The organism is Virgibacillus sp. LDC1, from assembly GCF_025792345.1.
Classification (GTDB): domain Bacteria; phylum Bacillota; class Bacilli; order Paenibacillales; family Paenibacillaceae; genus Paenibacillus_AQ; species Paenibacillus_AQ lautus.
Genome location: NZ_JAOXLZ010000001.1, coordinates 3486102 through 3512709 on the forward strand (window position 1 = coordinate 3486102; position 26608 = coordinate 3512709).

The window sequence follows — 26608 nt, forward strand, 5'->3', positions numbered from 1 at the left end:
TGTTGTTGTAAGGTCTATATCATTGCCTACACTTCAAAATCTACGCTAAGCGTATGATCTTTCACCGTATTAATGTATTGGATCACTTCCTGGTGAACAGGATGAACGGCATATGCTTGCAAATCTTCAAGATTGTCCACTTCAACGATCAAAGCCAAATCATATGAGCGCTCGGAGCGAATAACATCGGCACCCGCCTCAAGGGATCTTAGCATCGGAATCTTGCCATCCATATCACGCAGCACCTGAACCGTCTTCTCAATATTCTCGGCGGATGAGTCCTTCAGTTTGAAAAAAACAATATGTTTAATCATCGTCCGTTCCTCCATCTCTAGCATTTATGTAAATCTTTCGTATCTATCATACCCCGTTCGTCCGGAAAAAGAAATCGCTCCCACCAACATATCGGACATATCAGCTGCGCCAGATCTAACCAAATAGGAGCACCGTCTGGCTTACACCAGAATGTGCTCCAAAAATCAGCATTCTTTTTAAGGGAACAACCGCTGCAATCACGAACTTAATGGGTTCAGCATGTTCTGGGCAATCCAGACGCCGGCGGCTCCCGCCTGAGCAAGCCCCCTGGTAATTCCGGCGCCATCCCCGCCACAGTATAGCCCCTTGATTTCCGTCTCGAAGGACTCCGACAGCTTCGGCCTTGCGGAGTAGAACTTTGCCTCCACTCCGTAGAACAGCGTGTGCTCCGACGCAATCCCCGGTGTGACTTTATCAAGGGCTTCGACCATCTCGATCAGGCTTTTCATGGTATTGTACGGCAGCACCAAGCCAAGATCACCAGGAACGGCCTCCTTCAGCGTCGGCTCCAGAAATCCTTCGCGAATTCGGCCTTCGGTGGATCTCCGGCCACGGAGCACGTCGCCGTATTTCTGTACAATGACCCCGCCGCTGGATAGATCGTTAGCCCGCTTGCAAATTTCACGCGCATATTCATTAGGCTTGTCAAACGGCTCCGTAAACTTATGGGATACGAGCAGCGCAAAGTTTGTATTGGCTGATCCCAATGCCGGATCTTTATAAGAATGGCCATTGGCTGCCATAACTCCGCTATGGTTCTCAACCACAACATGACCGGAAGGATTGCTGCAGAACGTACGCACCCGGGTTCCAACCGAGGTGTTAAAGATGAATTTGCCTTCATACAAATGCTCATTGATCTCGCGCATGACCACATCCGAGGTTTCCACCCGAACGCCCACGTCTACTTGGTTATTATGCATTTTCAATCTGCGTTTTTTAAGTATGCCGGTCAACCAGGCAGACCCGTCGCGGCCGGGAGCAATCATCACCAGATTCGCCTCATGGACCTCTCCGCCCTTCATCGCAATGCCGGTGACGCGGTGAGTTCCGTCTTCTTTGACGGTAACAATGTCCTCGACTTCCGCCCGGAAAGCCATATCAATTCTAGTCTTCAAATATTCATATATCGACTTCAGAATCTCCAAATTCTGCTCGGTTCCAAGATGTCTTACCTGAGCACGCAGCAGCTTCAGGCCTGCTGCGTATCCACGCTGTTCAATATCCCGGATCGCATTTGTTGTCGGGTCCGTAATGGCAGGTGTCGCTCCATGCTCCAGATTGATAGCGTCGACATATTGGATGAGCTCCATGACTTTGGAGCCGGGCAAATAATCGGTCATCCAGCCGCCAAACTCCGTGGTGATGTTGAATTTGCCGTCGCTGTATGCGCCCGCCCCACCAAATCCGGCTGTTATCGAGCAGGCCGGCAAACAACCGGCAAATTCCTTACGTCCTACTGCCGGTGGACAGAGCTTAATCTTCTCCTCCAGGATCGGACAGCTTCTCCGGTAAATATCATGTCCCTTGTCAACCAGCAGCACCTTGCTTCCTGGTGACTTCAATGTCAGTTCATAACAAGCGAAAATACCGGCCGGACCGGCACCCACAACGATAACATCATATTTGCTCATCATATCCCCCTGTGTGTTTGACTGTCGCTTCTGCACACCGCTTCTGGACACAAAAAAATCCTGCTTCGAATAGGTATGCTTGCGCATCCTATTCGTAGTCAGGAATTTAAGGTCCCTTGTAGAAACCCCTGAACCTTATTTTCAGGGATATACGAATAAGCTTCTTTGTTCTTCATCAACCATAGTTAATATAAAACGGATTTACGAATGAGTCAATAGATAATTCGTTTATCGTTCGGATTTGACTCTATACTTCCTCATCAATAACCTCTTCCCCTCTATAAATATCATGAAAAAGCGAACGATACATCAAAATAATCAATCAAACAGGTAGGTCTATCGGACCATTACATCCGACTTATAAATCAGGTAACAACGAAATGGAAACAATTGTTTGATGATTGGCTATTGAAAAGTGAGTGTCGAATATTGTAGTATTGTGTTAAAAAAATCGGAGGAATTATGCCTACACAACTGCAGCAAGAAAAACACTCCATTGAGGCGTGGTCCCTGATCAATCGTAAATATTTGGGGAAAGGTGTGCGAGTCAAGCGCTTTCGCCGGCCGACCCGCTGCCAAATTCGCAACCGCGTCCTACTAGCCGTACTTATGGCCAACGATATCAAATTGTCGCAATTGGCCGAGGAACTGGGAGTATCCTCCCGTAGTGTCAGCGCCTGGGTATATGAGGGACGCGTTCCCGGTAAAAACAACCTGGAGAAGGCCTGTGACTACTTGGGTTATCCCCGCCACATTCTCTTCAGGGAAGAACTGCTGGACAAGTCACCTTTAATCTGTCAGCCGGCGCCTTCCCGTTTCATGAAACGCACCCTGACACGATCACCCGTTAGCAATCGGATTCTGACAGGTCTGTGCATGGTTCATGATTTGTCGGTAAGCGATGTCAGCCGCTGGATCGGCGTTCATCCCGGCACATTCCGCAAATGGCTGCACCAGGGCACCGTGCCGTCCGCAGCGTTCCAGGAAAAAGCGGAACAGTTCTTCCGTATCCCTAAATCTGTTCTATTCGCAGATTGCGCATTAAAGCAAAATTCCTAATTGAAGTTGCACGTTATATTATAACCATACTTACTATTCAACCAATGCTCAGCTTGCCGGGTCGATCCGGCTAAGCCGGGCTTATTTTCTGTTACGGCATATTTCGAGATGATCAGGGAATACAAGTAACATTCCGTTTGCATCATCCAACAATTGAGGTGACAGAAAGATGACGCTACGTCAAAAGCAAATTGGTGCTGCATTGGGATTGCTGGCCGGAACAACCATGGGAAGCGGTTTTGGATTCCTGCTGGGCTGGCACTCCTTGAATCTGATCGTCCTGGTGGTCCTCTTCGGTTTATTCGGAGTAACGGCTGGTCTTTGGCTAGGCTCCCGAATAATATTCAAAGAGCTGCCTTAATGAACGATACGATTCATCGTTCTGCCTCTTCCTCGCTGAGACCACAAAAAGAAGACCGGAGATTCCGGCCTTCTTTGTTATTCATTCGTTATGGGGCCTCGCAGAAACAACATATAACGGTCAAGACACAGCAGCGCCTTCGTTCCTGGGAGCTTCAGCAGCTTCATCGGTGATAGCTCCCGTGGCAGGGCTGCCGACAGTCGTATCCGGTATATCCAGGTTGATCCAAGTTTTGCCTCCGTCCTCGGTTTTGGCTTGACCGCTGAATCCCGTTTCAGGCGATGTGAAATGGAGAAATCCGGCATTCGGCGTGCTTCCAATCCGAATCCACGTCTCCCCGCCATCCATAGTGCGGTACAGATCGTTATTCTCCATCACCGTCCACGCCTGCTTACCATTCAGCGCGAAGATTTGACGTACGGTGCCTTTCGGCTGAGCTTGAACCTCCCATTCCGTACCACCGTTATCACTAAAAGCAATCCAGCCTTCTCCGCCAATCCAGCCCGAGCTATGATTAATGAGCCGGACCGCCGTCACATCCGCTAAATCCACATCGGGCTCAGCGGCCTGATGATCTGGAGTAACGTCCGTATCCTCATCCGGTTCTGCAACGGCACCGCTTCCCGCGGCGTCATCGTCTTCTGAGCCGGATGAGGGCTCTCTCTCCGGGGCATCCTCATTCGAAGAATTCACCGATTGCTCCGGTACCGGAAGCTCAGCCGTATTCCCCTCATCCGTCGATTGACATCCAACAGACAAACTAACGACAACAAGCAGCAACAAAATAAAGCTAAGCCCTTTTCGAGGTTTTATCACAGGATCACACCCCTTGTGTTCATAATAACCAGCCAGTAATGCTAACAGGTCTTATATTATAAATCCAACTCCATCGAATTTACCCTAAAGCTGAACGGTTCCTCTTGTTTAGTATAACGCGATTTCCACATGAAGAGGAACGAAAAAAGCTGTTCTTCAAGTTAATTTCCACTTGAAAAACAGCTTTGCTTCATAGATGCGGTCGAGAGGACTCGAACCTCCACGGGGGTTAGCCCACACGGACCTGAACCGTGCGCGTCTGCCAATTCCGCCACGACCGCATGTTATGTAAGTCGTGATCGAGTTGATCACCGTAATTAAGAGTATATTACGCCCAGAGTTAAAAAGCAAGCATTTTTTTAAAAAAAATGTCGAAACCATCAAACTATATATGGTTTCGACAGCTCAAGTTGATCTCAGATGGTCCATTGATCATGTATGACGCCAGATAACACCCAGTTCTCCCCATCTTGTTCAAATACAAGCCGAAGGCTTTCCCAATCCATCCCCGCATAATCAGGATGAACTCCATCGAAGTAATACTCGACGATGACAGCTCCCTTATACTGGCTGCTTGCATTGTTCACCGTATTTCCTTCGCTCTTGGATTGGTTGTAACCGATCCATGGCGCTGCGGCAAAATCGCGGGTATAGATGAATTTATTAAAATAGTTCTCAAAATTCATCGAGATTGATTCTCCGCTGCCATCATACTCACCCCATCGGTATAAGGTATCGTGGTTAAATCCCTTCCTCAGCTGCTGCTTGCCAAGTGTGACATCCTTCTGCCGGTCAACATGCGCATAAGGGGAAAAAGTGATCCCGTTTGGATGAGCGAGCTCTGCAAGCTTTTCAAAATCCTTGTTTTTCAAAAATGTCATCGCTTGATCACTCATCTTGGACAGAACTGCTTCTGCCTCCTTCGGTGTGAGTAACGGATAGATCATAGCTTCTTTAGCCTGGTTATTCCAAACAACCTTACCTCCCAGACCCTCTGCCGAGAATCGGAGGGGGATATAAATACGTCCCTCCTTGAGCAGAGGCGGGGCATCCAGGGTCACAGCTTTGCCGTCTTTCATGGCATGATTCTGCCCCACGGTGCAACTCGTTGTATGTGTGCCATTACTTACAATGGCCGTCTGCTTGGCTTGGTCCCAACGCACTTCGGCTCCCATCGCTGTTGAAATCCCGCGGAAAGGCACCATCACCCTGCCGTTATGAATAAAGGGAGGTGATTCCAGCAGAAGTCGGCCTCCATTCACCCGAACTTCGATAGGTCCACCTGAGGATGTGTCCGCAGCCCAAGCTTCTCCCCCATATGCCACGGAACCGGTCATCCCTAACACTACCGCCACGATCCCAGCCAGCAGCCTTCTCACGCCTTGACGTTTCTTCATCACAAACTCTCCCCTCCTAAAGCCCGGTTCACTATCTATTTTCATTATATAAGATCTATAACCCTTAGGCCCATCTATAAACGGATTTACTATACTTCTGTCCCAGCCGTCTCGATTGGATAAAAACTCTCCACTGTATGTTTATTCAATAAACCCTTCATACTAATACAACGTTGTCATGGATTGGCGTGTCATAAACCATATGAAATGTGAGGAAATAACGATGTATATCAAAAAATATGCGATCATCCTGCTGTCAGGCTCCCTCTGCCTTTCTTATACCGTGCTTACAGATTGTCTGTTCGGGTTCCCATGGTATAACTTTATCATCAACTGGCAGTTTACTCTATTCTCCATCATAGAGAAGCTAACGGTTACGGTGCTGCTATGTCTCCTGATCCTTCCCGATTGTTATCGGGCATTCAAAAATAAAAAGCCCCGTGATTCAAACCAAAGTCCTGGAAACGCGGGACAAGGTTCATGAATCGGAGCTAGATTCGGACTTTGCCTTTCCCTCAGAACTTCCCCTGCGTATCAAACCGATCAGGACAAGCAGCAAGGGCACTGCGATTGAAAATATAGGGAGAACCGTATATAGATGTTGGCTTCCTTTCATAAGATGCTCGCTATACGAGCGGGCCAGAATCATCGAATTACCGAGCATGATTAAAGCGAAAGGATAAATCAATTTTTGATAGGGAATGTTGAACAGCTCGGATGCAGAGATCAATGCAGCATAATAATACAGACTTATTTTGAAAAAGACACCAATAATTAGAACCATCACGATCAGAATTTCCGTCCGCTCAATGAACTCCGAAATATTGGCTTTTCCGACCATCGTCAGCAGTGGAAAAACCGAACGCTCCGTGATGTTGTCCCCAAGCACAGAAATGGTAACGGCAGAGGTTAGCGCCAGCATCATTCCGCTGAATAAAATAGCCAGATACCCTGCCTTAATCCCGCTCTTCTGCTGGCTCAGATGCGGAAGGAGGACCGTAGCAACGATCAACTCCCCAAACGGAAAATTCATATTTTTTTTCAATACAGATTCAATGATGGGTTGTATGCCGTTACCCAGAACAGGAAGCAAGCGATGGACTTCCACGATCGATGAAAATACGATAACCAGGGCGCTGAATACGCTGATCAGCAGAACAATCGCCAAGAAGATCAAAGCGGTACGCCCAAGCACCTCCAAACCTTGATGAAGCACAAAAGCAACGGTCATCACCATGATCAGATTGACAATGAGGAGGGGTGTCTCCTTAAGGGCTGCCGAAGCCATTACCAATAACCCTCCGTCCACGATATCTCTGGAGCCTGTATACAGATAAAACACGCAGTAGGATACCCCCACCAATCCCCCTAAATATTTCCCAAGCAATATTCGATAATAAACCGTCGGCAAATGATCAGGAAACATGGAGTATAAGTAAACATTCAGCGAATACATCATCGTCCCGATTACCATGCCAATCAGCAGCCCAATCCACGAATCCTTACCAGCCTGCAGCCCCATGTTCACCACAAGTGTTGTTCCGAACTGAAACAGTACCAGCAACGAGAAGAACTGCAGCGGACTGATTTTCACCTTCACTTTTCAGCTCTCCTTTACTGGGTCTTCATGTTGTATTTAAAGGATCGATCTCTTGTCTGTGAGTTACGCACAACGGATTTCACATGATATTCCACTTCCAATTGCGGAAAGATAACATCCCATCGCCCCTTCATCTTGTGCCAAGCTTCGGGTCTGGCGCGCTCTACCGTTTGGCCGAATTCCAGGATATCGCTGTTCGCTTCCTGGCACTTTTTCACGGCTAATTTCAGAATGTGAGCCACCTCTTGGTTAGCGGCTGCTTCAATCGTTCTCATCGAATCCGGATTCCGCAGGTCGATGTCGCTCATCACTTCCCGGATCGAGTAGTTAAGTTCGACGAATATGTGGATAACAGGTTGAATCGGATCTTTAAACTTCGCTTCCAGCCGGGTCTTTGATCGCATCACGTCCAATGCAATTTCGCCCTGTCCATTTTCAAGTTTTATATTTAATGGCGTTGCTTGCATTTTGTTCTTGATCCACACGGTTCCCTTGCTCTCTTCCTTGGTCATCCAATCTTTAAGTTTGTCGCCCTTAAAAATAGCCAGATTGGAGATAACGCCCAGACCCGCGCTCTCCGAACTTTCAAGATTGGATTTCTTTACGGCTCGCTGCGCATCACCTTCGATGAAAACGCCGTTAATGACAGGCCCGCCACCGGGAACGAGCAGATCCCGAATGACATCATCCACCTCTACACGGAAGTTCTCGCTTAATTGTCTCGAGGTTAACTCAATCTTCTGTACAAGCGCGAAGGCCGTAATCTTCCCGATGGGCGTCAATACAGCAACCACGTCTTCCGCCCTTTGCCCTTCTGCGGCCACCAATATTTCGGTCGTCAATCGAATATCGGAATCGCGGTCCAAATAGTCGAATAGATCGATAATTCCGTTTCTTGCCACCTCGTCGGATATAACAATTAATCCCGTGTGGGCAAGCGAAATGATACGCGGTACTTTTCGAGACGTATTTCGCAGCGCTTCGATGATCGTTTTTCCGGATGCTTTGTATATGGATGTCGGTGTCGCTCCCCTGCCCGTTTTGCCGGATATTTCATCCGCAATGATGGTCTGGAAGGAAATCATATATTGCTGCTCTTCTGCCTTCCAGTCAATGCCGATACCGGCAACAATGGCCCGCTTATTCAATTCAGTCGCATCCCAGCAGCCCGTTATCGTACTTAGGCAGCAGCATAGGAGGACGATAACCCACCATCTGTATCTGCACATATCCCGGCCACACCCCTAAAGTTATTTACGATTGGCCTCAGCGGCTGGAACAGCCGTATTTCGGTCCCCGGCACTACTGTTATCCCTCTCGGCATTCCGGTAGTGTAAACCGGATGTATTCCCAGCTTCCTGCGATGCAACTGCCCCCGAAGCACCTTTTTGTCGACTGCTGCCTGAATGAGTTGCGGACAAGGCTTCCGCTTGGAGCGACTTGAAAGGCATACGGATGACAGCGTCTTTTTGATTCCGTAATCGGAAAGGGCTGATCGGCGATAGATAGGGAACTCCGAACGAACGGAGACTATTCATATGGGCAACCAGAATGATTAATCCCAGCGTCAGCCCGTAAAATCCGAACATGCCGGCCAGTATCATAAAAGCAAACCGTATTAAGCGTCCGGCGATAGACAGGTTATAGGCTGGTATGGCAAAGCTTGCAATACCGGTCAAAGCCACGACAATGACCATGGCTGGCGTAATCAGCCCGGCTTCAACGACTGCCTGTCCCAAAATCAAAGCACCGACAACCGAGACGGTCTGCCCGATGGCTCTAGGCATCCTCACCCCGGCCTCACGCAGAATCTCAAATACGATTTCCATCAGCATCGCTTCGACAAAGGCGGGAAACGGAACCCCTTCCCGTTGAGCAACCAAACTGATTAGCAATAAGGTTGGCACCATTTCGTAATGGAAGGTAGTTAGGGCTATATAAACCGATGGACCCAAGATCAATATAATAAAACTGAGATAGCGGACAATCCGCATCACAATCGCAATATCAAATCGCTGTGCATAATCTTCGGGTGATTGGAAGAAGTGAACAAATAAGGTTGGAAGGACCAGAACGAAGGGGGTACCATCAACCAGGACAATGATCCTTCCCTCCAGCAATTTACTGGCGGCATCATCGGGACGCTCCGTATTGTAGATCGTGGGAAAAGGGGTTACCGTTTTGTCCTGTATAAATTCTTCAATATAAGCCGATTCCAGAATACCTTCAATCTCAATGCCATTCAGCCGTTCTTTAATCTCCTTTACGATCCCGGGATCTGCTTTTCCCTTCACATACATAAGAGCAACGTGGGTATGGGTTACGGTGCCAATTTTCATAGTCTCGAGCCAGAGATCGGGGGATTTCATCCTCCGCCGGATAAGGGATATGTTGGTGGCTATGGACTCCACGAAGCTATCCTTGGGTCCGCGAACAACAAGCTGGGAGGTCGGCTCGGTAACGGATCGCCATTCCCCGCCCTGCGTCCCCGCCACGATGGCTTTCTCAGCACCTTCCAGCAGGATCACCGTATCCCCGGACAGAATGGCCAGCATCATGTCGTTCCATTCGGTCATTATTTTGGATTCGCCCATTGACAGCCCATCCTTCATGATTTTGTCCAGGAAGGCATCGGGTCCCTCACCCTTACATAAATCGGGGGTTAAACGCAGGAGGGAATCCATTACGAAATGGTTGACCATCTCAGGATCGCTGAGCCCGTTCAAGTATACAATGGCGCAGTTCTCCTCCGGTTGACCGCCCAGCTTCAAACGCCGGGTAACAATATCCGGGCTATCCCCGGACTCGGTCCGTATGCGATTAAGCAGCTCTTGTATATGGCCTGAAATCACGGATGACCCTGACTTCGGGGATACCGCCTGCTCCTCTGATTTCTTGGCGGGAGCCGGGCGGCGGTTACGAGATCGGTAGCGTATCATGTCGGGTACCCCCATTCTTCAAAGCTCAAGTTAACTCCATTATTTGCTTTACATTCCTTTTTCATGCGGAGAGAAGAAAGAGGGATTGGGACGCTGCAAGAAGAATTGTCTAACATTAAGATTACATACGCATAGGAGGACTGTATTTGAAACGATACATGTTGCCATTGATCATCCTGATTATGAGTTTGCTTTATATTTTCTTCATTCCATCCGAACCCTTGGTCATGAAACTGCTGTTCAAGCTCATTCCGATGTGGCTCATCATCCTGTTTGCCTATCGGCAATTCCCGCCCCATGCCTCTAAGGTTCACTATCTGCTGTTAACAGGACTGTTCTTCTGCATGATCGGTGACGGGACGCTCATCTGGTTTGTTGTCGGTCTTTCTGCCTTTCTGATCGGACATCTGTTCTATACGGCCGGCTTCTTGGGACAGTGGCGTTATTCAGGTCCTCGCCTACTTAGCATCGTTCCGATTGCAGGCTATTCGGTTTGGATGGGCATCCAGTTGGTGTCTTCGCTCAAATCGAATGGAGAACAGGCTTTGATTATTCCTGTCATCGCTTATATCGCTGTCATTTCATTCATGCTCTGGACAGCCATCATGACCGGGAATCGATATGCGATGGTTGGAAGCCTGCTCTTTGTCATCTCGGACTCGATCTTGTCCTGGAACATGTTTGTTGCCGATATCCGCTTTTCGAACATATGGATCATGACCACGTATTACGCAGCCCAGTTCCTGATTGCCAGCAGCATCCCGGCTTTTGATAGCCCTCAAGCAAAGGCCTTAGGAAGCTCGTCCCTGAATACATCTGCCGCCCCATAGAAGACGAAAAAAGGGCTGAGTCCGGTTCCACCCGGGCTCAGCCCTGTCCAGCATATATAGTCCAATCACAGGACCTGACCATGTATCATTAACACATCAAACAAATCCGATAAGCTCTTAATCTCGCCAGTTCATGCGAACCTGCTTAATTCCCTCTACCTGCCACAATTGCTCGAACAATCCGTTAATTCCCTTGCTGTTAAAAGAATACACCCGGAATTCCATCGTCACCTTGGTCGAATCGTCTTCCGTCGTATCATTATTCACGATCATGCCTTCCACCGTCATATTTGCCTTTTGCAGCAATTCGGTAATGGTGCTCACATGAACCGGACGGTCTCCAGCCTCAATGATGATCTTCAAACTGCCTGACTTTTTGATAAAGAGAAATTTCGATTCCAATTTATTCAACACCAGCGTGCTGACCAGAACAATCGCTGTCGTTATGATCGCGGGCCAGTAAAAACCGGAGCCGACACTTAAACCGATAGCCGCTGCTACCCATAGGGTTGCCGCCGTGGTAAGACCTGAAATGATATGATTGGAACGCCGCAATATAGCCCCCGCACCAAGAAAACCGATACCGCTTACAACTTGTGCCGCCAGCCGGGCAGGATCAAACCTCGCATTGGGATGATTGATCAGTGCAGAATCAAAACCGTAAATGGAAGTCAGCATAATCAGCGTTGATCCGACAGCCACCAAGAGATGGGTTTTTAAACCGGCCTGCTTATTTCTGCGTTCCCGCTCCCAACCGATTAAACCGCCAAGCAATGCAGCGAACAGCAGCCGCATCAGCATGGTCTCCGTATCCAGTTGAAACACATCCATTCCCTAATCTCCACCCATCTTAGTCATGTAAGGCGGCTCTTCGCTATACCATATGTTCATCCTGCCAGCGCCACAGCTCTTTGCTGGAAGTGGATATGCCGATTACACCGCTCTTCAAAGCTGTATCAAAATCCTCCAAATCGATCATGAGTCCTCCTGCGATGACGGGCACGTCCACCTCTGCACGAATCCGTTCCATGATCCGCTGACACACCATGCCCGGCAGCACTTCAATAGCATCCGGATTAGAGGCCTTAATCATCTTGATCCCGTTGTCCAGGGAAACGGAATCGAATACAAACAGACGCTGAACCGTTAACAAGCCCAGTTTCTTCGCTTCTACAATCGCCGTGTTTTTTGTCGTGACAATACCGTCAATGCCAACCTTTTCAGCTAAATACTTAACCCCCGTTTTGTCTTTACCGATCCCCTCGATCAGATCAAAATGCACAAACGAGAGCTTGCCCGCCTCCCGAATCTGCTCGACGATCGATTCGATGATAAAAATATCGGTCTTAAGAATAAACACGATGTTCGATTCGGTCGCTAATACAGCAGGAAGTTCCTCGGCATTCATTAATGAAGTAATAATGGGCTTACGCTTCAAGCAATACGAAATTCGTTGTGCACCTTCAACACTGGTTTTCATATTTTCACCTCGTTGCCGCAGCAACATCTCCAATTCTCCCGTTGCCCCGGCATATTTTTGTAAATCATCATGACTTTGCTTCGTCTGCCTGCTTCACGGCAGAACCGCTGAGATAAATATCGTAGACCGAATTCAACACATAGGTGGGCTTCACGCTGCTGTCCATCAGATCGTCCCTGCTCGATACCCCGGTCAGCACCATTGCCGTACTCATCCCTGCCTGATTTCCCATCTTGATATCCGTCTCCAGCCGATCCCCTGACATCAGACAATCTTCCGCCTTCACTCCCAAAATATCAAGAGCCGTCAGTGCCGTCAAGACGGAGGGCTTGCCCATGACGGTCGTAATTGTGATGCCGGCAGTGCCTTCGATGGCACCGATCATGCCGCCGCAATCCGGGACATCGCCGCCAGGCATCGGACATGTTCGATCCGGGTGGGTGGCAATCACTTCGGCGCCCCGTTTAATCGCCTGATAGGCAAAATCCAGATGACGGTAGTGAAAATCCCGATCCCACGACACAACCACAACGTCGGTTTCCTCCGGCGATGATGCGAATCGTATTCCATTGTCCAACAGCTCGTTCTTCAATATTTCCTCACCAATGACATACACATTTGCGCCGGGATGATGTTTCTGAAGATAATGAATCGTAACGAGCGCAGGATTCAATATATGATTCAGTTCCACTTGAATGCCAAGCTTCCTTAATTTCTTCAAATAGTTTTCCCTGGAATCTATCGTTTTGTTGGTCAAAAACAATAGCTTCTTATTCAGTCCCTGCAAATAATGAATGGTCTCCACCGCACCATCAATGGCCTCAGCCCCAAGATAGATCGTACCGTCCAAATCAAAAATATACCCTGAATAATGATCCATATTTCGTTCTCCTCTGCATGTTCAATCTGTATTTTCGCCCGTAAACGTAAATTGGACATGTTCTGGTCAGATCAGTTCTGTTGGACCCACAGTCCCCATCCGTAAAGTATACATATGATGGTGTCATGTCCTTTAGTCCTTTGGACAAGCAGTTCCACGCGGATACAAAAAAATGAGAAGCACTTTGCATTGAAAAAGCCTTCACTCATGACAAATGAAAGATTCTCGTTATGCAAAGGGCTTCTCATCATCTCTGCCCAGCTCTATAACTTTATATGGTTATACTACATCCACATTTTACATTTGACAAGATGATCCTCGTAAATAAAATCCTATCGATTCATCGCCGACATGGCGGTGGATTGCTCGGCTTCCTCGTCGGAGCGCGATTCGGTTACGCCTTCCCGATCCGGCGAATCCGTAAACCGTTCCATCCTGATGCCTTCCGCCATCCCCCATGCCAACTGCAATTGATCCTGCAGCAGCTCCCACTGCCTGTCGACTTCCTCATGATTCCATTCTAAATATTCTCGCATAAGCCTCATCACGGGTGCTATGATTCGCTCGGTTTTTTGCCGGTCAAATAATATCCAGCCTGTTCTTCTTAACAGAAAATCCACTGCGGTCATCGTCATCTCATAGTCGATGGAATACTCGATTTCCGCACGTAACAATCGAGACTCGATCGTATCTGCTTCCTGCGAAGAGACACCGATCCGGTTCATCAGTTCCATCGTATTGGAGCCGTACCTGTTCATGAGGGTCACTATATCTTTAGGCCTGATGCCGAGGGATTCACCCTGCTTGATTAACTTCTTCCGAACCTCTTCATAGGTGAGGCCGTTCAGGTCGCCTCCGCTGATAGGAACCCGATCCGTCGTACAAGGAGGATAAATGGTGCCATCAGCGTCTTGAAGCTGTCTGGCTGCAAGGTTCACCACCTTTTCGGCCATTTTCCGGAATCCGGTCAGCTTTCCGCCTGCAATGGTGATCAATCCGGAATCGGATATAAACATCTCATCTTTTCTCGATATTTCCGAAGGACCTTTTCCTTCCTCGCGGACGAGTGGCCGTAACCCCGACCATCCGGATTCGATATCGTCCGGCTTCAGCCTTGCTTCCGGGAAGGCATGATTTACCGCATCGATGAGATACCGCCGATCCTCCTCGGTAATACCGGGCGTCTCAATCGCCCCCTCATACACGGTATCGGTCGTTCCGATGTAGGTCTTGCCCTCTCTTGGAATGACAAAAATCATTCTGCCACCCGGCACATCGAAATAAGCAGCCTGCCGTATCGGAAGCTTGGCATGATCCACCACCAGGTGAACGCCTTTTGTTAAGAGCAGCCGCTTTCCCTTGAGCGAGTTATCCTTGAGTCTGATCTGATCCACCCATGGCCCGGCGGCATTGATGATTTTTTTGGCGCATATCGTATAGGTCTTACCACTCACTTGGTCTTCTACGTGAGCCCCTACTACTTTTCCTCCCCGATACATGAATTCCTGGACTTTGGCGTAATTCGCGATGAGCGCTCCCTTGGCCCTTGCAGACTTCATCACTTCAACCGTTAATCGCGCATCATCGGTTCGGTATTCATAATAATAACCGGAACCTTTCAATCCCTCCTTTCGAAAGAGCGGTTCAAGGGTTAGGGTACTCTCACGCCGGAACATCTTCCGCCGTTCACTGCGTTTGACCCCCGCCAGCCAATCGTACAGATACAACCCGATCGCGCTGGCAAGATATCCATACGTGTCTTTTTTATAAATTGGGAGCAGCATGGGAATTGGCTCCACCAGATGTGGAGCGCTCCGGTGAAGCAGTGCCCGTTCAGAACCCACTTCACGTACTAAGCCGATCTCTCCTTGCTTCAGATACCGAAGACCGCCATGAATCAGCTTCGTTGATCTGCTGCTTGTTCCCGAAGCAAAATCATTCATTTCCACCAATCCGACGCTCATCCCTCTGCAGCTGGCGTCCCAAGCAATTCCCGCACCCGTGATACCGCCGCCAATCACCAGCACATCCAGCTTTTTTGCCGACATGCCCTGCAAATATTGGGTCCGCATCTTGGCGGATAAGCTTGTGTCCACCTGACATTCTCCCCTCTGAATTTAAAATAAAGAACCTATTTCATAATAAGAAAAAGAACCGCTTCTGCTAGGAATGCATACCAAATACAGCACGCATTTAAGCAAAAGGGTTCTCCGTTATCTCCGCCACTTTATGCAATAAATATGATTATTCATTATAGGTTGCTTTTATACTTATGTCTACATGGAGCCTATTCAGAACCTTTAAAGCCGATTCTCACTTTTTCCGTAAAGCCGATGGAGCCATGCTTTTATATTTCTTGAAGGTTCGGCTGAAATAATAAATATCATTAAACCCGGTCGCAGCCGCGATTTCGGATACGGTAAGCGGACTTTCGCGAAGGAGATAATCCGCCCGGTTAAGCCTCGTCTCATTCACATACTCCGTCACGGTCCGGCCGCTGATCTCCTTGAACAGACGGCTGAAATGAAAGCGGCTGAGACCCGCCATGCCGCATAGGAGCTCCACTGACAAATCCTCCCGGTAATGCTCCTCGATATACTTGAATATCGGGGCAAACCGCTCCACATTCTTCATCCGCTCGATGTACTCATCCAGGGTAAGAACCGTCGCTACATAACCTCGTACAAGCAGCGTAAGCAGCCGATACAGCTCTGATTTGACGGCCAGCTCATAACCGAACTCCCGCTGTTCCAGCTCATGAATGATAGACAGCATGGAGGCTAGCGCATCATCCCCGCTAATTCGATTCTCGAAGATCAGCCGATTCTGGGTGATGGGCGTGATGAATTTCATCTCGGTTGCATCCAGCGAATGGCTCTGAAGCAGCGAGAAGTCCGCGATTAACGCATAATAAAACAAATGATCCGACAGGCTGAGGCCGTAATGCAGCTCATTCCGGTTAATGACGATCATATCGCCTTCCTTGACCGTGAAGGTGGACGAGCCGCACTCCAGGCTCGCTTCCCCTGATACAATGTATAAAATTTCAAGATGTTCATGCCAATGGTGGTTAAACAAAACCTGTCCCCGTCCATCAAACTCGCAACGATGAACCTTGATCGGAAACTGAGGATCCGGCATCGTCATCGGTTCTCGCAGTGTTGTGTCCAATGTTCTGATCTCCTTCCAGTAAGACAGCACAATTGTACAAACAAACAGCACGGTTTATCATGGTGTCTTCCTCTAAAAGCATTATAATACGAAAGTGTAATGCAGTAAATTCAGAGGAGTGAACTCATGAAATCTATTAATGTTGGCGTCATTGGCACGGGATCGATCTCTGCTATGCATCTGCAATCCTATCAGAAACATGCGAACGCGAATTTGCTGGCCGTGTGCGATTTAAATGAAGAAAGAGCACAGCGTGCAGCTGAAAAATACGGTGCTACCAAAGTGTACACCGATTATAATGAACTTCTGGCTGATCCGGAAATCGATGCAGTAAGCATCTGTACCTGGAACAATACGCATGCCGAAATCAGTATTGCGGCACTGAATGCGGGCAAACACGTCCTGGTTGAGAAACCTCTCTGCCGTACCGTTGAGGAAGCGCTTCAAGTACAGGAAGCCGTTAAATCCTCCGGCAAGCTGCTTCAGGTCGGCTTTGTAAGACGTTATGACCCTAATGCTCAGATGCTCCGTGAGTTTGCAGACAAGGGTGAATTCGGGGACATCTATTTCGCGAAGGCTTCCTCGGTTCGTCGTCTTGGCAATCCAGGCGGCTGGTTCTCAGACATTGAGCGTTCCGGCGGCGGACCTCTTATCGATATCGGCGTGCATGTCATTGATCTGTGCTGGTACATGATGGGTCGCCCCAAACCGGTTTCTGTCAGCGCCAATACATATCGGAAGCTGGGCAATCGCTCGAACGTCCGCAACCTCTCCTTCTACAAAGCGGCTGACTATGACGCTGAGAAGAACACGGTTGAGGATATGGCGAATGCGATGATCCGTTTTGAGAACGGTGCCTCTTTACTGGTGGACGTCAGCTTCACACTTCATTCGAAGGAAAATCTGCAATCCGTTAAATTGTATGGAGACAAGGGCGGATTCGAGATTGATCCTGAAGTGGTCATCGTTACGGAGAAGCACGATACCATCATCAACATCCAGCCTCAAACGGACAACAAAGGATTCGATTTTGACGCGGCTTTCCAAAGCGAAGTCAATCATTTCATTTCCAGCATCGAGAACGGCACGTCACCTCTCAGCCCGGTAGAAGACGGCGTTGAGATCATGAAGATTCTGTGCGGGATCTATGAATCCGCCGAAAAAGGGGTTGAAGTTCTCTTATGAAACTAGGAATAAGCTCGTACAGCCTGTACCAGGCCATGAACAAAGGCGAAATGACCATTACCGATGTCATCGACTACGTTGCGGAAATCGGCGGAGAGCATATCGAGATCGTTCCGCTCGGCTTTAACCTGAAGGAAACACCGGAGTTGATCGATACGATTAAATCCCATGCCGCATCCAAAGGACTTGAAATCTCCAACTATGCCATCGGCGCTAATTTTGCGGAATTGGATGACGCTGCTTATGAAGCGGAGATTGAACGAGTTAAAGGCGAAGTAGACATTGCAGCTGCGCTTGGCGTCAAGCTGATGCGCCATGACGTAGGCTCTTCCAAGGACTTGTCCATCACGCATTTCCTAGAGGAGCTTCCCCGTTTGGCCAATGCATGCCGTATCATAGCCGATTACGCGGCAGAACGCGGCATTACCACAAGCGTGGAGAACCATGGCTATTTCATTCAGCATAGCGACCGCGTAAAAGCGCTGGTTCAGACCGTTAATCACCCTAACTTCAAAACAACCCTGGACATCGGGAACTTCCTCTGTGCAGATGAGGTGTCCACCGTGGCTGTCAAGAACAACATCGGCCTCGCTTCGATGGTTCACTTCAAAGACTTCTATTATCGCCCGGCTCACCGCGCGCCTGGATCCGGTTGGTTTAACACCTCCAGCGGCAACTGGCTGCGTGGCGCGATTGTCGGCCAAGGCGATATCGATATGCCGGAAGTCGTTCGCATCGTGAAGGAATCCGGATATGACGGCTACATCTCGATTGAATTCGAGGGGCTGGAAGATTGCCGGACGGGAGCTAAGTTTGGATTGGAATATCTCCGTAAAGCCTGGAACGAAGCTTAAAGCAGACGGCTTATGGATGACACAAGGATGATATAAGGGGGATATTAGGATGTCGAAACCTATCATGCCTAACAAAATTGGCGTTATTGTTGACAGCTTTCGGGTTGGAGTAAGAGATGGTCTTCTTAAAGCAAGGGAAGTCGGTGCAGACGGCGTTCAGATCTATGCCGTTCACGGCGAAATGGATCCGGCCAACCTCTCTGCTGCGGCCCGAAAAGAACTGAAGGATTACATCGATTCACTGGGACTTGAAATCTCCGCCCTCGTTGGTGACCTTGGCGGACACGGCTTCCAGGACCCTGCTGAAAATGCGGCTAAAATCGAGAAATCCAAGCGAATCATGGAGCTCGGCTTGGAGCTGGGAACCAATATCATCACCACGCATATCGGTATCGTGCCGCAAGATCACAACAGCCGCGTATACGAAACGATGCACAAAGCTTGCCTGGAGCTTAGCACATTCGCGAAGTCCATGAACGCATTCTTTGCCATCGAGACAGGTCCGGAGCCTTCGGCTCATTTGAAATCATTCCTGGACGGTCTGGGTTCCAACGGTGTATCCGTTAACTTTGATCCCGCCAATATGGTCATGGTCACTGGGGACGATCCGGTACAGGGTGTGTACAACCTGAAGGATTATATCGTTCATACGCACGCGAAGGACGGAATCAAGCTGGTTGATTACATCGACCCTCGTGATGTATACGGCGATTTCGGATACGAGGCACCTGCCCTTGACCATGACAAAATTGCCGATATGGCGGAATCCGGCGAGAAGTTCCGTGAGGTGCCGCTTGGAGAAGGCGGCGTTAACTGGAATGCTTACCTGCAAGCTCTCAAGGATATTGGCTATACGGGGTATCTGACGATCGAACGTGAAGTGAAAGCCAATCCGGAAGCGGATATCAAGCTCGCCGTAGACTTCTTGAAAACATTCAGAGCTTAACATTCACACAATCATTCAGAGTTCTTGCTGCAGGATGTCAAGGCTATTGCTTGATACGCAGCCGTGACTCATTAACGAAACAAGGCCAATCAGGCTATTCCCTGATTGGCCTTGTTTCTATTGGTTTTACTCTAAAGTAAGTAAAATTAAGAGACCACCTGTTTCCCCGATACGGCCTCCAAAGCGCCGTTCGCTCTCGCGGAACGAATCTCGGCTTCAATAATTTCTAGCGATCCGGCAGCGCTTTCTGGGGTACATACCGTTACCGGCTCTCCTTGTGCTACATGCTCAATGAAATACCGGAGTTCACGGTAATAGCCAGAATCCCCGGACAGCTCAGCCGTAAAGCCTGGAGCGTCTTCAGGATACACCGTCAGTTTATTATTCTCGAACACCAGCGTAGCCTCCTCGAAATTCACCCGATATCCCATATAAAAACCGTGTTCGCCGTGCAGTGTCCAATCCGCATGAGCGTTAATCACTTTGCCATCCGGGAAACTGTAGTGGGTGGATACGATATCGTACGAGCTCCCTTTAATCATCGTTTTGGCGAATGTTGATACCCGCTCCGGTTTGCCCATAAGCCAATGGATCATATCCACGTCATGCACATGCATGTCCGTGATACAGCCACCGCTCTTGTCTCCTTCCAGGAACCAGCCTTGAGGCGGCTCCGATCCCCGGAAGAATTCGCCTGCAACGATGCTTCCATAACGGCCGTCCTCCACGCATTCTTTTAAATATTCATAGGCTGGCCAAAAACGCAGGCATTGTCCGATCATGAGCGTTTTTCCTGCGCGCTCGGCTGTTTTCACCATGCGCCAGGCTTCCTCGGAGCTGCCTGCGACAGGTTTCTCGCACATGACGTGAATGCCCCGCTCTAACAGCATGCAGGACATGTCTGCATGCAAATAAGTCGGCAGGCATACATCCACAATATCCAGCTCTTCATGCTCCAGCATTTTGTCCACATGGTCATAAAGATGATAGGGCTCCAGGTCGTATACATCCCGTTCGGTCGCCATATTGCCGTTGGCTTTGCTGTCCTTAAGCTCATCGATACGCAGGTCGCAAATCGCCACCAGCTGGATGTCCGCACCCTCTTCGGCTAGTCGAACATAATTGTCAAAATGCATGCGGCCCATGAAACCAAATCCCAAAATCCCGATTTTCAGCATCCTTATTCCCTCCGTATCCCTTATTATGATTGGCCTTGATGCTCGCGTGCATCTGGCTTGCGCAAAGATGGCGTACGTCCAAGAATCGCATCCATTGCATTGGATGTATTAAATATGATCTGCTCCGAATAGTGGGTATACGCCGGGATCATCTCTGCCGTAACATAGTTGTCATAGCCGATCAAACGCAGCGCTTCAACGACGGCCGGATAATTAACGTCCCCTGCCAACAGATCGACAAAACCGTGAAGCCCGCCTGCCTGTCTGCGGTAATCTTTGAAATGGACTTTTTTGATCCGCTTACCCAAAATCCGAATCCAGTGCTCCGGATAACCGTTATTCACAACATTGCCTACGTCGAAATAGGAGCCGACATATTCGGAACCGATCTCATCGATGAAGGTCCGCAATTCCAGTGGTGACAGCAGGAATTTATTCCATACATTCTCGATCGCGATGGCAACGCCGGCGCTTTCCGCGTAAGGAACCAGCTTGCGAATGGATTCTTGAGCCCGCTCGTAGGCATATTCGTAATCGATGACGGCTGAACCAGGAACAAAATCGACCCCGACCGCCCCTGGGATCACAAGTATGGCATCCACTCCGAAAGCAGACGCAAGTTCCAGCTGCTTCTTGCAAATATCCATGGCCTTCTCACGGACAGCCGGATCATCACTGGTCATCGGATATTCCCAATACAAACCTGTCGCCAAACCCGCGATATCCAGGTCCGCTTCTTTCAGCTGTGCCGTTATGGCCTGTACTTCTTTATCGCCAGCCTGCAGCCCGAGCTCCCCTGTTTGGTTTAGTGACAATTCGATTCCTTCAAACCCGGCTTCTTTTGCCAATCGGATGCAGTCGGAGATGGAAGCATCTCCCGGGAACGACCAGATATTAATCCCTTTCTTCATCGTGAATCCCTCCTAAAATCAATAGGTTGATGTTGTAACACTCGTTTTCTGAAACGCATCATTTGACTTTTTCCGTCAAGTTGTAAATAAACCTTTAGGATGTAATAATACTTATATAATAAATAAATTTTCCACCAAATGATTTAGATAGAAAAGTGATTATTTGGACAAATCCGTTCTATTTACCATCTCTTAAAAACTTTTGGGAGTGAGCATACAATGGTCGATATGGACCTCGATTTTCCGATACAACGCGAAGCGCCTTTTCGCGAATGGTCACCCTGCATTCACTATGCGCAGTTTCAACGCATGGCGACGGGATCACTCCCGCAGCGCAGGTTATACGATTTTGAGCTGCTCTATGTATACCAAGGGGAAGCCGCTACAACGATGTACGGGAACCGCTATCGCATCGAGGCCGGTCAGCTGATTTTTCTGCCGTCCGGTGTTTACCACCAGAATGAGGTGGTTTCCCATCCTGACGCGCGGTTTCTGGGGATTCATTTTGATTTTTTTGATGAGCTGGACATTCAGACCGAAGCGGACATGATCGTGAATGAAGTCGTGCTGGATACGGATAAATTCGCGCATGAAGCGGTGTCCTCCGAATTCCCCCCACTCTCTTCCCGTGTAATCTACACGCCACCATTGCCTTGCGTTCAGATGATGGAACGAATCGTGGAAGAATTCACCCTGCGTCCCGCCGGCTATGAGCTTGCTTGCAAAGGGCTGATGCTGGATGTGCTGGTGCAACTGCTTCGGACGCATCCTTCCCAGGCCTTGACGGAAACGTCACCGCACGATGCCAAATTGATTGAACTGATGTCTCAAATCGAAAAAACTCCAGCCAAAGACTGGAGCAACAAAGTGATTGCGGAGCATTTGATGTTAAGCCCGGATCATACCGCCAAATTGTTTAAACGCTTTGCCGGGATGCCGCCAAGTGAATTCGTGCAAACCGTTCGTCACCGGGAAGCACGTCGGCTTCTCCGGGAATCCGACATCTCGATCGAGGCGGTTGGCGAAGGGGTCGGATACCCGGATATTCATTATTTTAGCCGAATCTTCCGCAGACTGGAGGGGATTACCGCTACCGATTACCGCAAACTCTCAAGAATTCTGTAAGGTGGGCAGACCATGGTCAGCACCTGCATGCGTTCGAAGCCAGCGATCCATTCGATCGAGTGCTTCGCTCAATTGATCGGACGAAGTTGCATACGAGCAGCGAATAAAGCCTTCGCCCCCGGCGCCAAACACATGACCGGGTACAACGGCGACCTTTGCCTCCCGAAGCAATCGCTCCGCAAACTGCTGCGAGCCCAGACCCGTTCCGGTTATGCTGGGGAAAGCGTAGAAAGCACCCTGAGGATCGCGGCAGCCTAGGCCGATATCGGTCAGACCTTGCACAAACATCCTTCTGCGTTCATCATAAGCCCGCTTCATTACGTCCCGATCCTCGAGTCCATTCCTTAAACATTCGAGAGCCGCAATCTGCCCCATTATAGGTGCGCAGAGTGCAGTATATTGATGAATCTTGACCATGGCGCTCACCAGGTGGGAATCGCCGCAGAGGTATCCGACCCGCCAGCCCGTCATGGCAAAGGCTTTGGAAAATCCGCCGATGACGATGGTGCGCTCCCGCATTCGAGGCAGCGAAGCAATGCTGGTATGCGTGCGGCCGTAGGTAAGTTCGGCATACATCTCGTCTGAGATCACCACCAAATTGTGCGTAACCGCAAGACGTGCAATCGGAAGCCAATCCTCATAGGTCATAACGGCGCCTGTCGGATTGCTCGGAAAGTTAACAACGATCGCTTTCGTCCGGGGTGTAATCACCTTCTGCAGCGCGTCCGCCGTCAATTTGAAGTCATGCTCTGCGGAGAGCTCCAGTTCGACGACAGTTCCTCCGTTCAATTGCACAAGAGGAGCATAAGCGACATATCCCGGCACGGGAATAATAATTTCATCCCCCGGCGAGATGAGCGCCCGCAGCGTAAGGTCAATCGCTTCGCTGCCGCCAACCGTGACCAGTATCTCGCTCGTCGGTTCATATTGCAGCTGGAATCCGGCAACCAGATATTCCGCAATCCCTTCCCTTAGCTCCGTTAGCCCTTCATTCGGCGTATACATCGTGCGGCCATGCTCCAGAGCTCGTTTGCAAGCCTCAATCGCACACGAGGGCGTCACAAAATCCGGTTCACCCACGCCGAGAGAAATGACGTCACCATCCGCTTCCGCAGCATTAAAAAATTGCCGGATGCCGGAAGGCGGCATGACTTGCACCGTTGATGTTAGAAAGCTGCTCGTTGTATTCATATGCTTCTACTCCTTGCCTTCGCTTTTTCGTTCCGATAATGAAGTTTCAATAATGGCATCCAGAAGTCCGCTGAACGAATAACCCGCCGCTTCCGCGCTTCTTGGCAGCAGACTGTTCTTCGTTAAACCCGGGAGCGTATTGACCTCCAAAATATAAGGAGTATCGTCCTTCAGGATGATATCGATCCGGGCATACACACTGCACTTCAGCGCCTTATAGCATTGAAGCGCAGCCGTACGCACCCGCTGCTGAAGTTCGGCTGGAAGCTCAATCACCTGCTCATCCGCTTCGCCCTCTTCGTATTTGGATGTATAATCGAAAAATTCGGAGTTCGGCTTGATGGACACAATCGGGAGCATCTCACCTTTCAAAACCGGGCAAGTGATCTCTTCCCCCTCGATCATTTGCTCGATCATCACGGAGCGGTCCCATCGCAATGCCTCTTCTACCGCTGAGGCAAGGGCAGCCGCATCACGCACGATCCGAGTACCAACGCTGGACCCGCCCGCGTTCGGCTTCACCACGACAGGAAAACCGAGTCCCTCCACGTCGGCGGCGGCCAGCTCCTCCATACTGCTGACCATGACCCAATCGGCTGTAGTCAATCCCTCGTACCGCAGCAGCTTCTTGCTCAGGTCTTTATCCATGCAGACACTGCTGGAGAGAACGCCGCTTCCGGTATACGGGATGCCCAGGGAGTCGAGTGTGCCTTGCACCGTCCCGTCTTCCCCATATTGCCCGTGCAGGGCGAGCAAAGCCATATCGATGCCTTCGGTTTTGCTGATCAGCTCGCGTTTATCGTTAATCTCGATCGGATAAACCTCGTAGCGGCTTTTATCCAAATGCGCGATCATCTCTTTGCCGGTCATGAGCGAAACTTCCCGCTCGGATGATACGCCTCCCATGATGACGCCAACCTTCATGATGTAGACCTCCTAAAAAGTTTAGTATGACAGCACTCCGCATGTGGATTATTCTTCCGATCTCTGTTGCCCTCAGATTTCTACTGATTTGATTATTCGTAGTTGAAATCCGACGGGTGCATTGGCTTCCGAAGCGAGCTTTCCGTTAGAAAGCTTTCAGGAGAACGCTCCGCTTCTCCAGAATAATTCTGCCTTCTTCGTTGAAGTCAGAAGATCTTTTTCTCAAAGAAGCATTCCTTGGATGCTAATCATCACTCCGCGCGGATTATTCTTCCGACCTCTGTTGCAGTCCGATTACATTAGCTTCCTTGCCGCCTCGCCGATGATCCGAATCCCCTGCTCGATATTCTCGTCGGAGACGCGGGAGAATCCGAGACGCATGGTGTGATGGCCCCCGCCATCGGTATAGAAAATGTCGCCTGGCGTGAACACCACGCCCTGGGCGGAGCAGGCTTCCAGCAGCTCACGGGTTCGGAATTCGGGACCGAATTCGACGAACAGGTGAAGCCCGCCGTCCCCGGACAACCGCTCCATTGGGATCCACTCCTCGCAGCAGCGGATCGCAAGCTCATATTTTCGCTTGTACTCGGCCTTCGCCCTCTTTAAATATTTCTCGAAGTTGCCGTTGTACAAATATTGAAAGAGCAGGGATTGATCCAGGGTGGATGTGTGAATGCTGCGGGCACGTTTCACGCTCTCCAAATAATGAATCAGGGTTTTGTCGGCTAGCACCCAGCCCACTCGCAGGCCGGGAAACAGGATCTTGGAGAAGCTGCCCAAATAGATCACGCTGTTGTTCTCGCCGCCTGCACATGCAACGAGCGGCGCGATGTGCGAGCCCGAATAGCGCAGCTCTTCGTTGAAACCATCTTCGATAACGGGAATCTCGTGCTCATTCAGAAGCCGCAGCGCTTCCAGCCTCTTCTGGTGGGACATCACGATTCCTGTAGGATTATGATAGGAAGGCACGAGGTAGGCCATGTCGTACGTCCGCTCCGACAGCTCGCGCGCGAGCTCCGTCAGGCTGATGCCGTCATGCTCCATTTCAACGCCGGTAATGGCGTACCCGTGCATTTTAAAATTTTTAATGGCTGTATGATGGGTGGGATTCTCGCACAGGATGCGGCCATGCCCTTTGTTCAAGGCCGATAACACCAGACTTAAGCCTTCCGTAAAACCGCTGGTGATCAGCATATCCTTACCCTCCATATTCACGCCCTTGTTCTCCATGTAACGGAGAAGGTAATCAATAAGCGGTTTATAGCCCTTGGCGTAACCATAGTTTAGAAGTACATCGCCTTCAAGCGACATCCGGTCCAGGAATGCACGCTTGACATTTTGCAGGTCGAACAGCTTCTCATCGGGAGCGATGCTTGTAAAAGATATAGAGCCCTTCTCGGCTCGAATACCGTGCTTCATCAGATCATGCGCTTCCGCAAGCCTGGCGTATTCGTTCAGGCGAGGACCCCAGTCCAGCCGTTTGCCTTCAGGCTGCAGCGAAGCTCCGCTGATTGAAGGGGTAACAAAGTGCCCCTGCCCTTTGACCGCATAGATAAAGCCTTCGTCCTCCAAATCCGAGTACGCGCTCAGCACCGTATTGCGGCCCACTCGAAACAGCGCGCTTAGCTCACGCGTGGAGGGAAGCTTCTGATCGGCTTGCAGCGCGCCGGTCGTCATCAAGCGCTTCATGTAATCTTTGACTTGAATATAGGCCGGCCGGTCATTCGCCAACTTGAAATCCAAATACATCGTCCGTTCCCCCTTGCTCTTATGATGGCATATTTTCGGAGATACCACTAGAACCACGGCAGG

Annotated in this window: 25 protein-coding genes, 1 tRNA gene and 1 riboswitch; of the genes, 8 read left to right on the top strand and 18 right to left on the bottom strand. The window is 49.7% G+C overall.

Annotated elements, in window-relative coordinates; genetic code table 11:
• Window positions 1–26: 26 nt before the first annotated feature.
• Together OHJ21_RS15730 and OHJ21_RS15735 are read right to left on the bottom strand one after the other, a co-directional pair.
• Window positions 27–314 (bottom strand): Dabb family protein, encoded by a 288-nt coding sequence (locus OHJ21_RS15730; protein ID WP_076325696.1) that lies wholly within the window; start codon window positions 312–314, stop codon window positions 27–29.
• Between the two features lie 198 nt (window positions 315–512).
• The gene (locus OHJ21_RS15735; RefSeq protein WP_100539486.1) at window positions 513–1949 is read right to left on the bottom strand and encodes an NAD(P)/FAD-dependent oxidoreductase; all 1437 of its coding nucleotides are present in this window, start codon (window positions 1947–1949) and stop codon (window positions 513–515) included.
• A 75-nt stretch (window positions 1950–2024) separates the two neighbouring features.
• A riboswitch (purine riboswitch) is annotated at window positions 2025–2124 on the bottom strand.
• A 287-nt stretch (window positions 2125–2411) separates the two neighbouring features.
• On the opposite strand from OHJ21_RS15735, the gene OHJ21_RS15740 reads away from it, so the two are divergent.
• Window positions 2412–3008, top strand: coding sequence for a helix-turn-helix domain-containing protein (locus tag OHJ21_RS15740; protein WP_071223142.1), 597 nt, complete (start codon window positions 2412–2414; stop codon window positions 3006–3008).
• A 169-nt stretch (window positions 3009–3177) separates the two neighbouring features.
• Complete coding sequence (locus tag OHJ21_RS15745; protein WP_486020493.1) at window positions 3178–3369, top strand: hypothetical protein; 192 nt, start codon at window positions 3178–3180, stop codon at window positions 3367–3369.
• Between the two features lie 120 nt (window positions 3370–3489).
• On the opposite strand, the gene OHJ21_RS15750 is transcribed toward OHJ21_RS15745, so the two are convergent.
• From OHJ21_RS15750 to OHJ21_RS15760, 3 genes are all read right to left on the bottom strand, one after another.
• Window positions 3490–4185 carry a WD40/YVTN/BNR-like repeat-containing protein gene (locus OHJ21_RS15750; RefSeq protein WP_486020494.1) on the bottom strand — a complete coding sequence of 232 codons (696 nt, stop codon included), beginning with the start codon at window positions 4183–4185 and terminating at the stop codon, window positions 3490–3492.
• Window positions 4186–4382: 197 nt separating this feature from the next.
• Window positions 4383–4466: transfer RNA gene (locus OHJ21_RS15755), tRNA-Leu, on the bottom strand.
• 135 nt (window positions 4467–4601) lie between these two features.
• Complete coding sequence (locus tag OHJ21_RS15760) at window positions 4602–5582, bottom strand: copper amine oxidase N-terminal domain-containing protein (protein WP_486020495.1); 981 nt, start codon at window positions 5580–5582, stop codon at window positions 4602–4604.
• Window positions 5583–5805: 223 nt separating this feature from the next.
• Here OHJ21_RS15760 and OHJ21_RS15765 point away from each other — a divergent pair, with 223 nt between their 5' ends.
• On the top strand, window positions 5806–6066 hold the full coding sequence (locus OHJ21_RS15765) for a YczF family membrane protein (protein WP_326113803.1): 261 nt from the start codon (window positions 5806–5808) through the stop codon (window positions 6064–6066).
• On the opposite strand, the gene OHJ21_RS15770 is transcribed toward OHJ21_RS15765, so the two are convergent.
• From OHJ21_RS15770 to OHJ21_RS15780, 3 genes are read right to left on the bottom strand one after another with little or no spacing between them, the layout of a single operon-like run.
• Window positions 6061–7182, bottom strand: a complete 1122-nt coding sequence (locus tag OHJ21_RS15770) for a GerAB/ArcD/ProY family transporter (RefSeq protein ID WP_486020496.1) — start codon at window positions 7180–7182, stop codon at window positions 6061–6063. The genes OHJ21_RS15765 and OHJ21_RS15770 overlap by 6 nt on opposite strands.
• A 14-nt stretch (window positions 7183–7196) precedes the next feature.
• The gene (locus tag OHJ21_RS15775) at window positions 7197–8411 is read right to left on the bottom strand and encodes a Ger(x)C family spore germination protein (RefSeq protein WP_100538527.1); all 1215 of its coding nucleotides are present in this window, start codon (window positions 8409–8411) and stop codon (window positions 7197–7199) included.
• Window positions 8412–8432: 21 nt separating this feature from the next.
• On the bottom strand, window positions 8433–10121 hold the full coding sequence (locus OHJ21_RS15780) for a spore germination protein (protein ID WP_100538528.1): 1689 nt from the start codon (window positions 10119–10121) through the stop codon (window positions 8433–8435).
• Between the two features lie 146 nt (window positions 10122–10267).
• On the opposite strand from OHJ21_RS15780, the gene OHJ21_RS15785 reads away from it, so the two are divergent.
• Window positions 10268–10951, top strand: coding sequence for a lysoplasmalogenase (locus OHJ21_RS15785; protein ID WP_326119145.1), 684 nt, complete (start codon window positions 10268–10270; stop codon window positions 10949–10951).
• Between the two features lie 117 nt (window positions 10952–11068).
• Here OHJ21_RS15785 and OHJ21_RS15790 read toward each other — a convergent pair whose 3' ends face one another.
• From OHJ21_RS15790 to OHJ21_RS15810, 5 genes are all read right to left on the bottom strand, one after another.
• Window positions 11069–11782: an MgtC/SapB family protein gene (locus OHJ21_RS15790; protein ID WP_100538530.1), complete on the bottom strand. Its 714-nt coding sequence runs from the start codon at window positions 11780–11782 to the stop codon at window positions 11069–11071.
• A gap of 43 nt (window positions 11783–11825) precedes the next feature.
• Complete coding sequence (locus OHJ21_RS15795; protein WP_100539487.1) at window positions 11826–12431, bottom strand: glycerol-3-phosphate responsive antiterminator; 606 nt, start codon at window positions 12429–12431, stop codon at window positions 11826–11828.
• Between the two features lie 67 nt (window positions 12432–12498).
• On the bottom strand, window positions 12499–13311 hold the full coding sequence (locus OHJ21_RS15800) for an HAD-IIA family hydrolase (protein WP_100538531.1): 813 nt from the start codon (window positions 13309–13311) through the stop codon (window positions 12499–12501).
• Window positions 13312–13643: 332 nt separating this feature from the next.
• Window positions 13644–15407 carry a glycerol-3-phosphate dehydrogenase/oxidase gene (locus tag OHJ21_RS15805; RefSeq protein ID WP_486020498.1) on the bottom strand — a complete coding sequence of 588 codons (1764 nt, stop codon included), beginning with the start codon at window positions 15405–15407 and terminating at the stop codon, window positions 13644–13646.
• Between the two features lie 217 nt (window positions 15408–15624).
• The gene (locus OHJ21_RS15810) at window positions 15625–16482 is read right to left on the bottom strand and encodes an AraC family transcriptional regulator (protein WP_100538533.1); all 858 of its coding nucleotides are present in this window, start codon (window positions 16480–16482) and stop codon (window positions 15625–15627) included.
• Window positions 16483–16608: 126 nt separating this feature from the next.
• On the opposite strand from OHJ21_RS15810, the gene OHJ21_RS15815 reads away from it, so the two are divergent.
• The 3 genes from OHJ21_RS15815 to OHJ21_RS15825 are packed head-to-tail and all read left to right on the top strand — an operon-like array spanning window position 16609 to window position 19467.
• Window positions 16609–17667 carry a Gfo/Idh/MocA family protein gene (locus OHJ21_RS15815; protein ID WP_100538534.1) on the top strand — a complete coding sequence of 353 codons (1059 nt, stop codon included), beginning with the start codon at window positions 16609–16611 and terminating at the stop codon, window positions 17665–17667.
• A complete protein-coding gene (locus tag OHJ21_RS15820) occupies window positions 17664–18521 on the top strand; it encodes a sugar phosphate isomerase/epimerase family protein (RefSeq protein ID WP_100538535.1) in 858 nt (285 codons plus the stop codon). Before OHJ21_RS15815 ends, OHJ21_RS15820 begins: the two co-directional genes overlap by 4 nt.
• 49 nt (window positions 18522–18570) lie before the next feature.
• Window positions 18571–19467 carry a sugar phosphate isomerase/epimerase family protein gene (locus tag OHJ21_RS15825; RefSeq protein WP_100538536.1) on the top strand — a complete coding sequence of 299 codons (897 nt, stop codon included), beginning with the start codon at window positions 18571–18573 and terminating at the stop codon, window positions 19465–19467.
• 146 nt (window positions 19468–19613) lie between these two features.
• Here the strand turns inward: OHJ21_RS15825 and OHJ21_RS15830 are convergent, their stop codons facing one another.
• Both OHJ21_RS15830 and OHJ21_RS15835 read right to left on the bottom strand, forming a co-directional pair.
• Window positions 19614–20645 (bottom strand): Gfo/Idh/MocA family protein, encoded by a 1032-nt coding sequence (locus OHJ21_RS15830; RefSeq protein WP_100538537.1) that lies wholly within the window; start codon window positions 20643–20645, stop codon window positions 19614–19616.
• A 23-nt stretch (window positions 20646–20668) separates the two neighbouring features.
• The gene (locus tag OHJ21_RS15835; protein ID WP_100538538.1) at window positions 20669–21556 is read right to left on the bottom strand and encodes a sugar phosphate isomerase/epimerase family protein; all 888 of its coding nucleotides are present in this window, start codon (window positions 21554–21556) and stop codon (window positions 20669–20671) included.
• Window positions 21557–21775: 219 nt separating this feature from the next.
• On the opposite strand from OHJ21_RS15835, the gene OHJ21_RS15840 reads away from it, so the two are divergent.
• Entirely contained in the window at window positions 21776–22681 is a 906-nt protein-coding gene (locus OHJ21_RS15840; RefSeq protein WP_100538539.1) for a helix-turn-helix transcriptional regulator, read from the top strand.
• Here the strand turns inward: OHJ21_RS15840 and OHJ21_RS15845 are convergent.
• The 3 genes from OHJ21_RS15845 to OHJ21_RS15855 all read right to left on the bottom strand — a co-directional run bounded on the left by OHJ21_RS15845 (window position 22667) and on the right by OHJ21_RS15855 (window position 26545).
• Entirely contained in the window at window positions 22667–23872 is a 1206-nt protein-coding gene (locus OHJ21_RS15845) for an aminotransferase class I/II-fold pyridoxal phosphate-dependent enzyme (RefSeq protein WP_100538540.1), read from the bottom strand. The genes OHJ21_RS15840 and OHJ21_RS15845 overlap by 15 nt on opposite strands.
• A gap of 6 nt (window positions 23873–23878) precedes the next feature.
• Entirely contained in the window at window positions 23879–24796 is a 918-nt protein-coding gene (locus tag OHJ21_RS15850; protein WP_486020500.1) for a D-alanine--D-alanine ligase, read from the bottom strand.
• Window positions 24797–25090: 294 nt separating this feature from the next.
• Entirely contained in the window at window positions 25091–26545 is a 1455-nt protein-coding gene (locus OHJ21_RS15855; RefSeq protein WP_100538542.1) for an aminotransferase-like domain-containing protein, read from the bottom strand.
• Window positions 26546–26608: the final 63 nt, after the last annotated feature.

Excerpts from the sequence above, each read along its gene's own strand:
- OHJ21_RS15730 (WP_076325696.1), bottom strand. The coding sequence starts at position 314 with ATGATTAAACATATTGTTTTTTTCAAACTGAAGGACTCATCCGCCGAG.
- OHJ21_RS15735 (WP_100539486.1), bottom strand. The coding sequence starts at position 1,949 with ATGAGCAAATATGATGTTATCGTTGTGGGTGCCGGTCCGGCCGGTATT.
- OHJ21_RS15740 (WP_071223142.1), top strand. The coding sequence starts at position 2,412 with ATGCCTACACAACTGCAGCAAGAAAAACACTCCATTGAGGCGTGGTCC.
- OHJ21_RS15745 (WP_486020493.1), top strand. The coding sequence starts at position 3,178 with ATGACGCTACGTCAAAAGCAAATTGGTGCTGCATTGGGATTGCTGGCC.
- OHJ21_RS15760 (WP_486020495.1), bottom strand. The coding sequence starts at position 5,582 with ATGAAGAAACGTCAAGGCGTGAGAAGGCTGCTGGCTGGGATCGTGGCG.
- OHJ21_RS15765 (WP_326113803.1), top strand. The coding sequence starts at position 5,806 with ATGTATATCAAAAAATATGCGATCATCCTGCTGTCAGGCTCCCTCTGC.
- OHJ21_RS15775 (WP_100538527.1), bottom strand. The coding sequence starts at position 8,411 with ATGTGCAGATACAGATGGTGGGTTATCGTCCTCCTATGCTGCTGCCTA.
- OHJ21_RS15780 (WP_100538528.1), bottom strand. The coding sequence starts at position 10,121 with ATGATACGCTACCGATCTCGTAACCGCCGCCCGGCTCCCGCCAAGAAA.
- OHJ21_RS15790 (WP_100538530.1), bottom strand. The coding sequence starts at position 11,782 with ATGGATGTGTTTCAACTGGATACGGAGACCATGCTGATGCGGCTGCTG.
- OHJ21_RS15795 (WP_100539487.1), bottom strand. The coding sequence starts at position 12,431 with ATGAAAACCAGTGTTGAAGGTGCACAACGAATTTCGTATTGCTTGAAG.
- OHJ21_RS15800 (WP_100538531.1), bottom strand. The coding sequence starts at position 13,311 with ATGGATCATTATTCAGGGTATATTTTTGATTTGGACGGTACGATCTAT.
- OHJ21_RS15815 (WP_100538534.1), top strand. The coding sequence starts at position 16,609 with ATGAAATCTATTAATGTTGGCGTCATTGGCACGGGATCGATCTCTGCT.
- OHJ21_RS15820 (WP_100538535.1), top strand. The coding sequence starts at position 17,664 with ATGAAACTAGGAATAAGCTCGTACAGCCTGTACCAGGCCATGAACAAA.
- OHJ21_RS15825 (WP_100538536.1), top strand. The coding sequence starts at position 18,571 with ATGTCGAAACCTATCATGCCTAACAAAATTGGCGTTATTGTTGACAGC.
- OHJ21_RS15830 (WP_100538537.1), bottom strand. The coding sequence starts at position 20,645 with ATGCTGAAAATCGGGATTTTGGGATTTGGTTTCATGGGCCGCATGCAT.
- OHJ21_RS15835 (WP_100538538.1), bottom strand. The coding sequence starts at position 21,556 with ATGAAGAAAGGGATTAATATCTGGTCGTTCCCGGGAGATGCTTCCATC.
- OHJ21_RS15840 (WP_100538539.1), top strand. The coding sequence starts at position 21,776 with ATGGTCGATATGGACCTCGATTTTCCGATACAACGCGAAGCGCCTTTT.
- OHJ21_RS15845 (WP_100538540.1), bottom strand. The coding sequence starts at position 23,872 with ATGAATACAACGAGCAGCTTTCTAACATCAACGGTGCAAGTCATGCCG.
- OHJ21_RS15850 (WP_486020500.1), bottom strand. The coding sequence starts at position 24,796 with ATGAAGGTTGGCGTCATCATGGGAGGCGTATCATCCGAGCGGGAAGTT.
- OHJ21_RS15855 (WP_100538542.1), bottom strand. The coding sequence starts at position 26,545 with ATGTATTTGGATTTCAAGTTGGCGAATGACCGGCCGGCCTATATTCAA.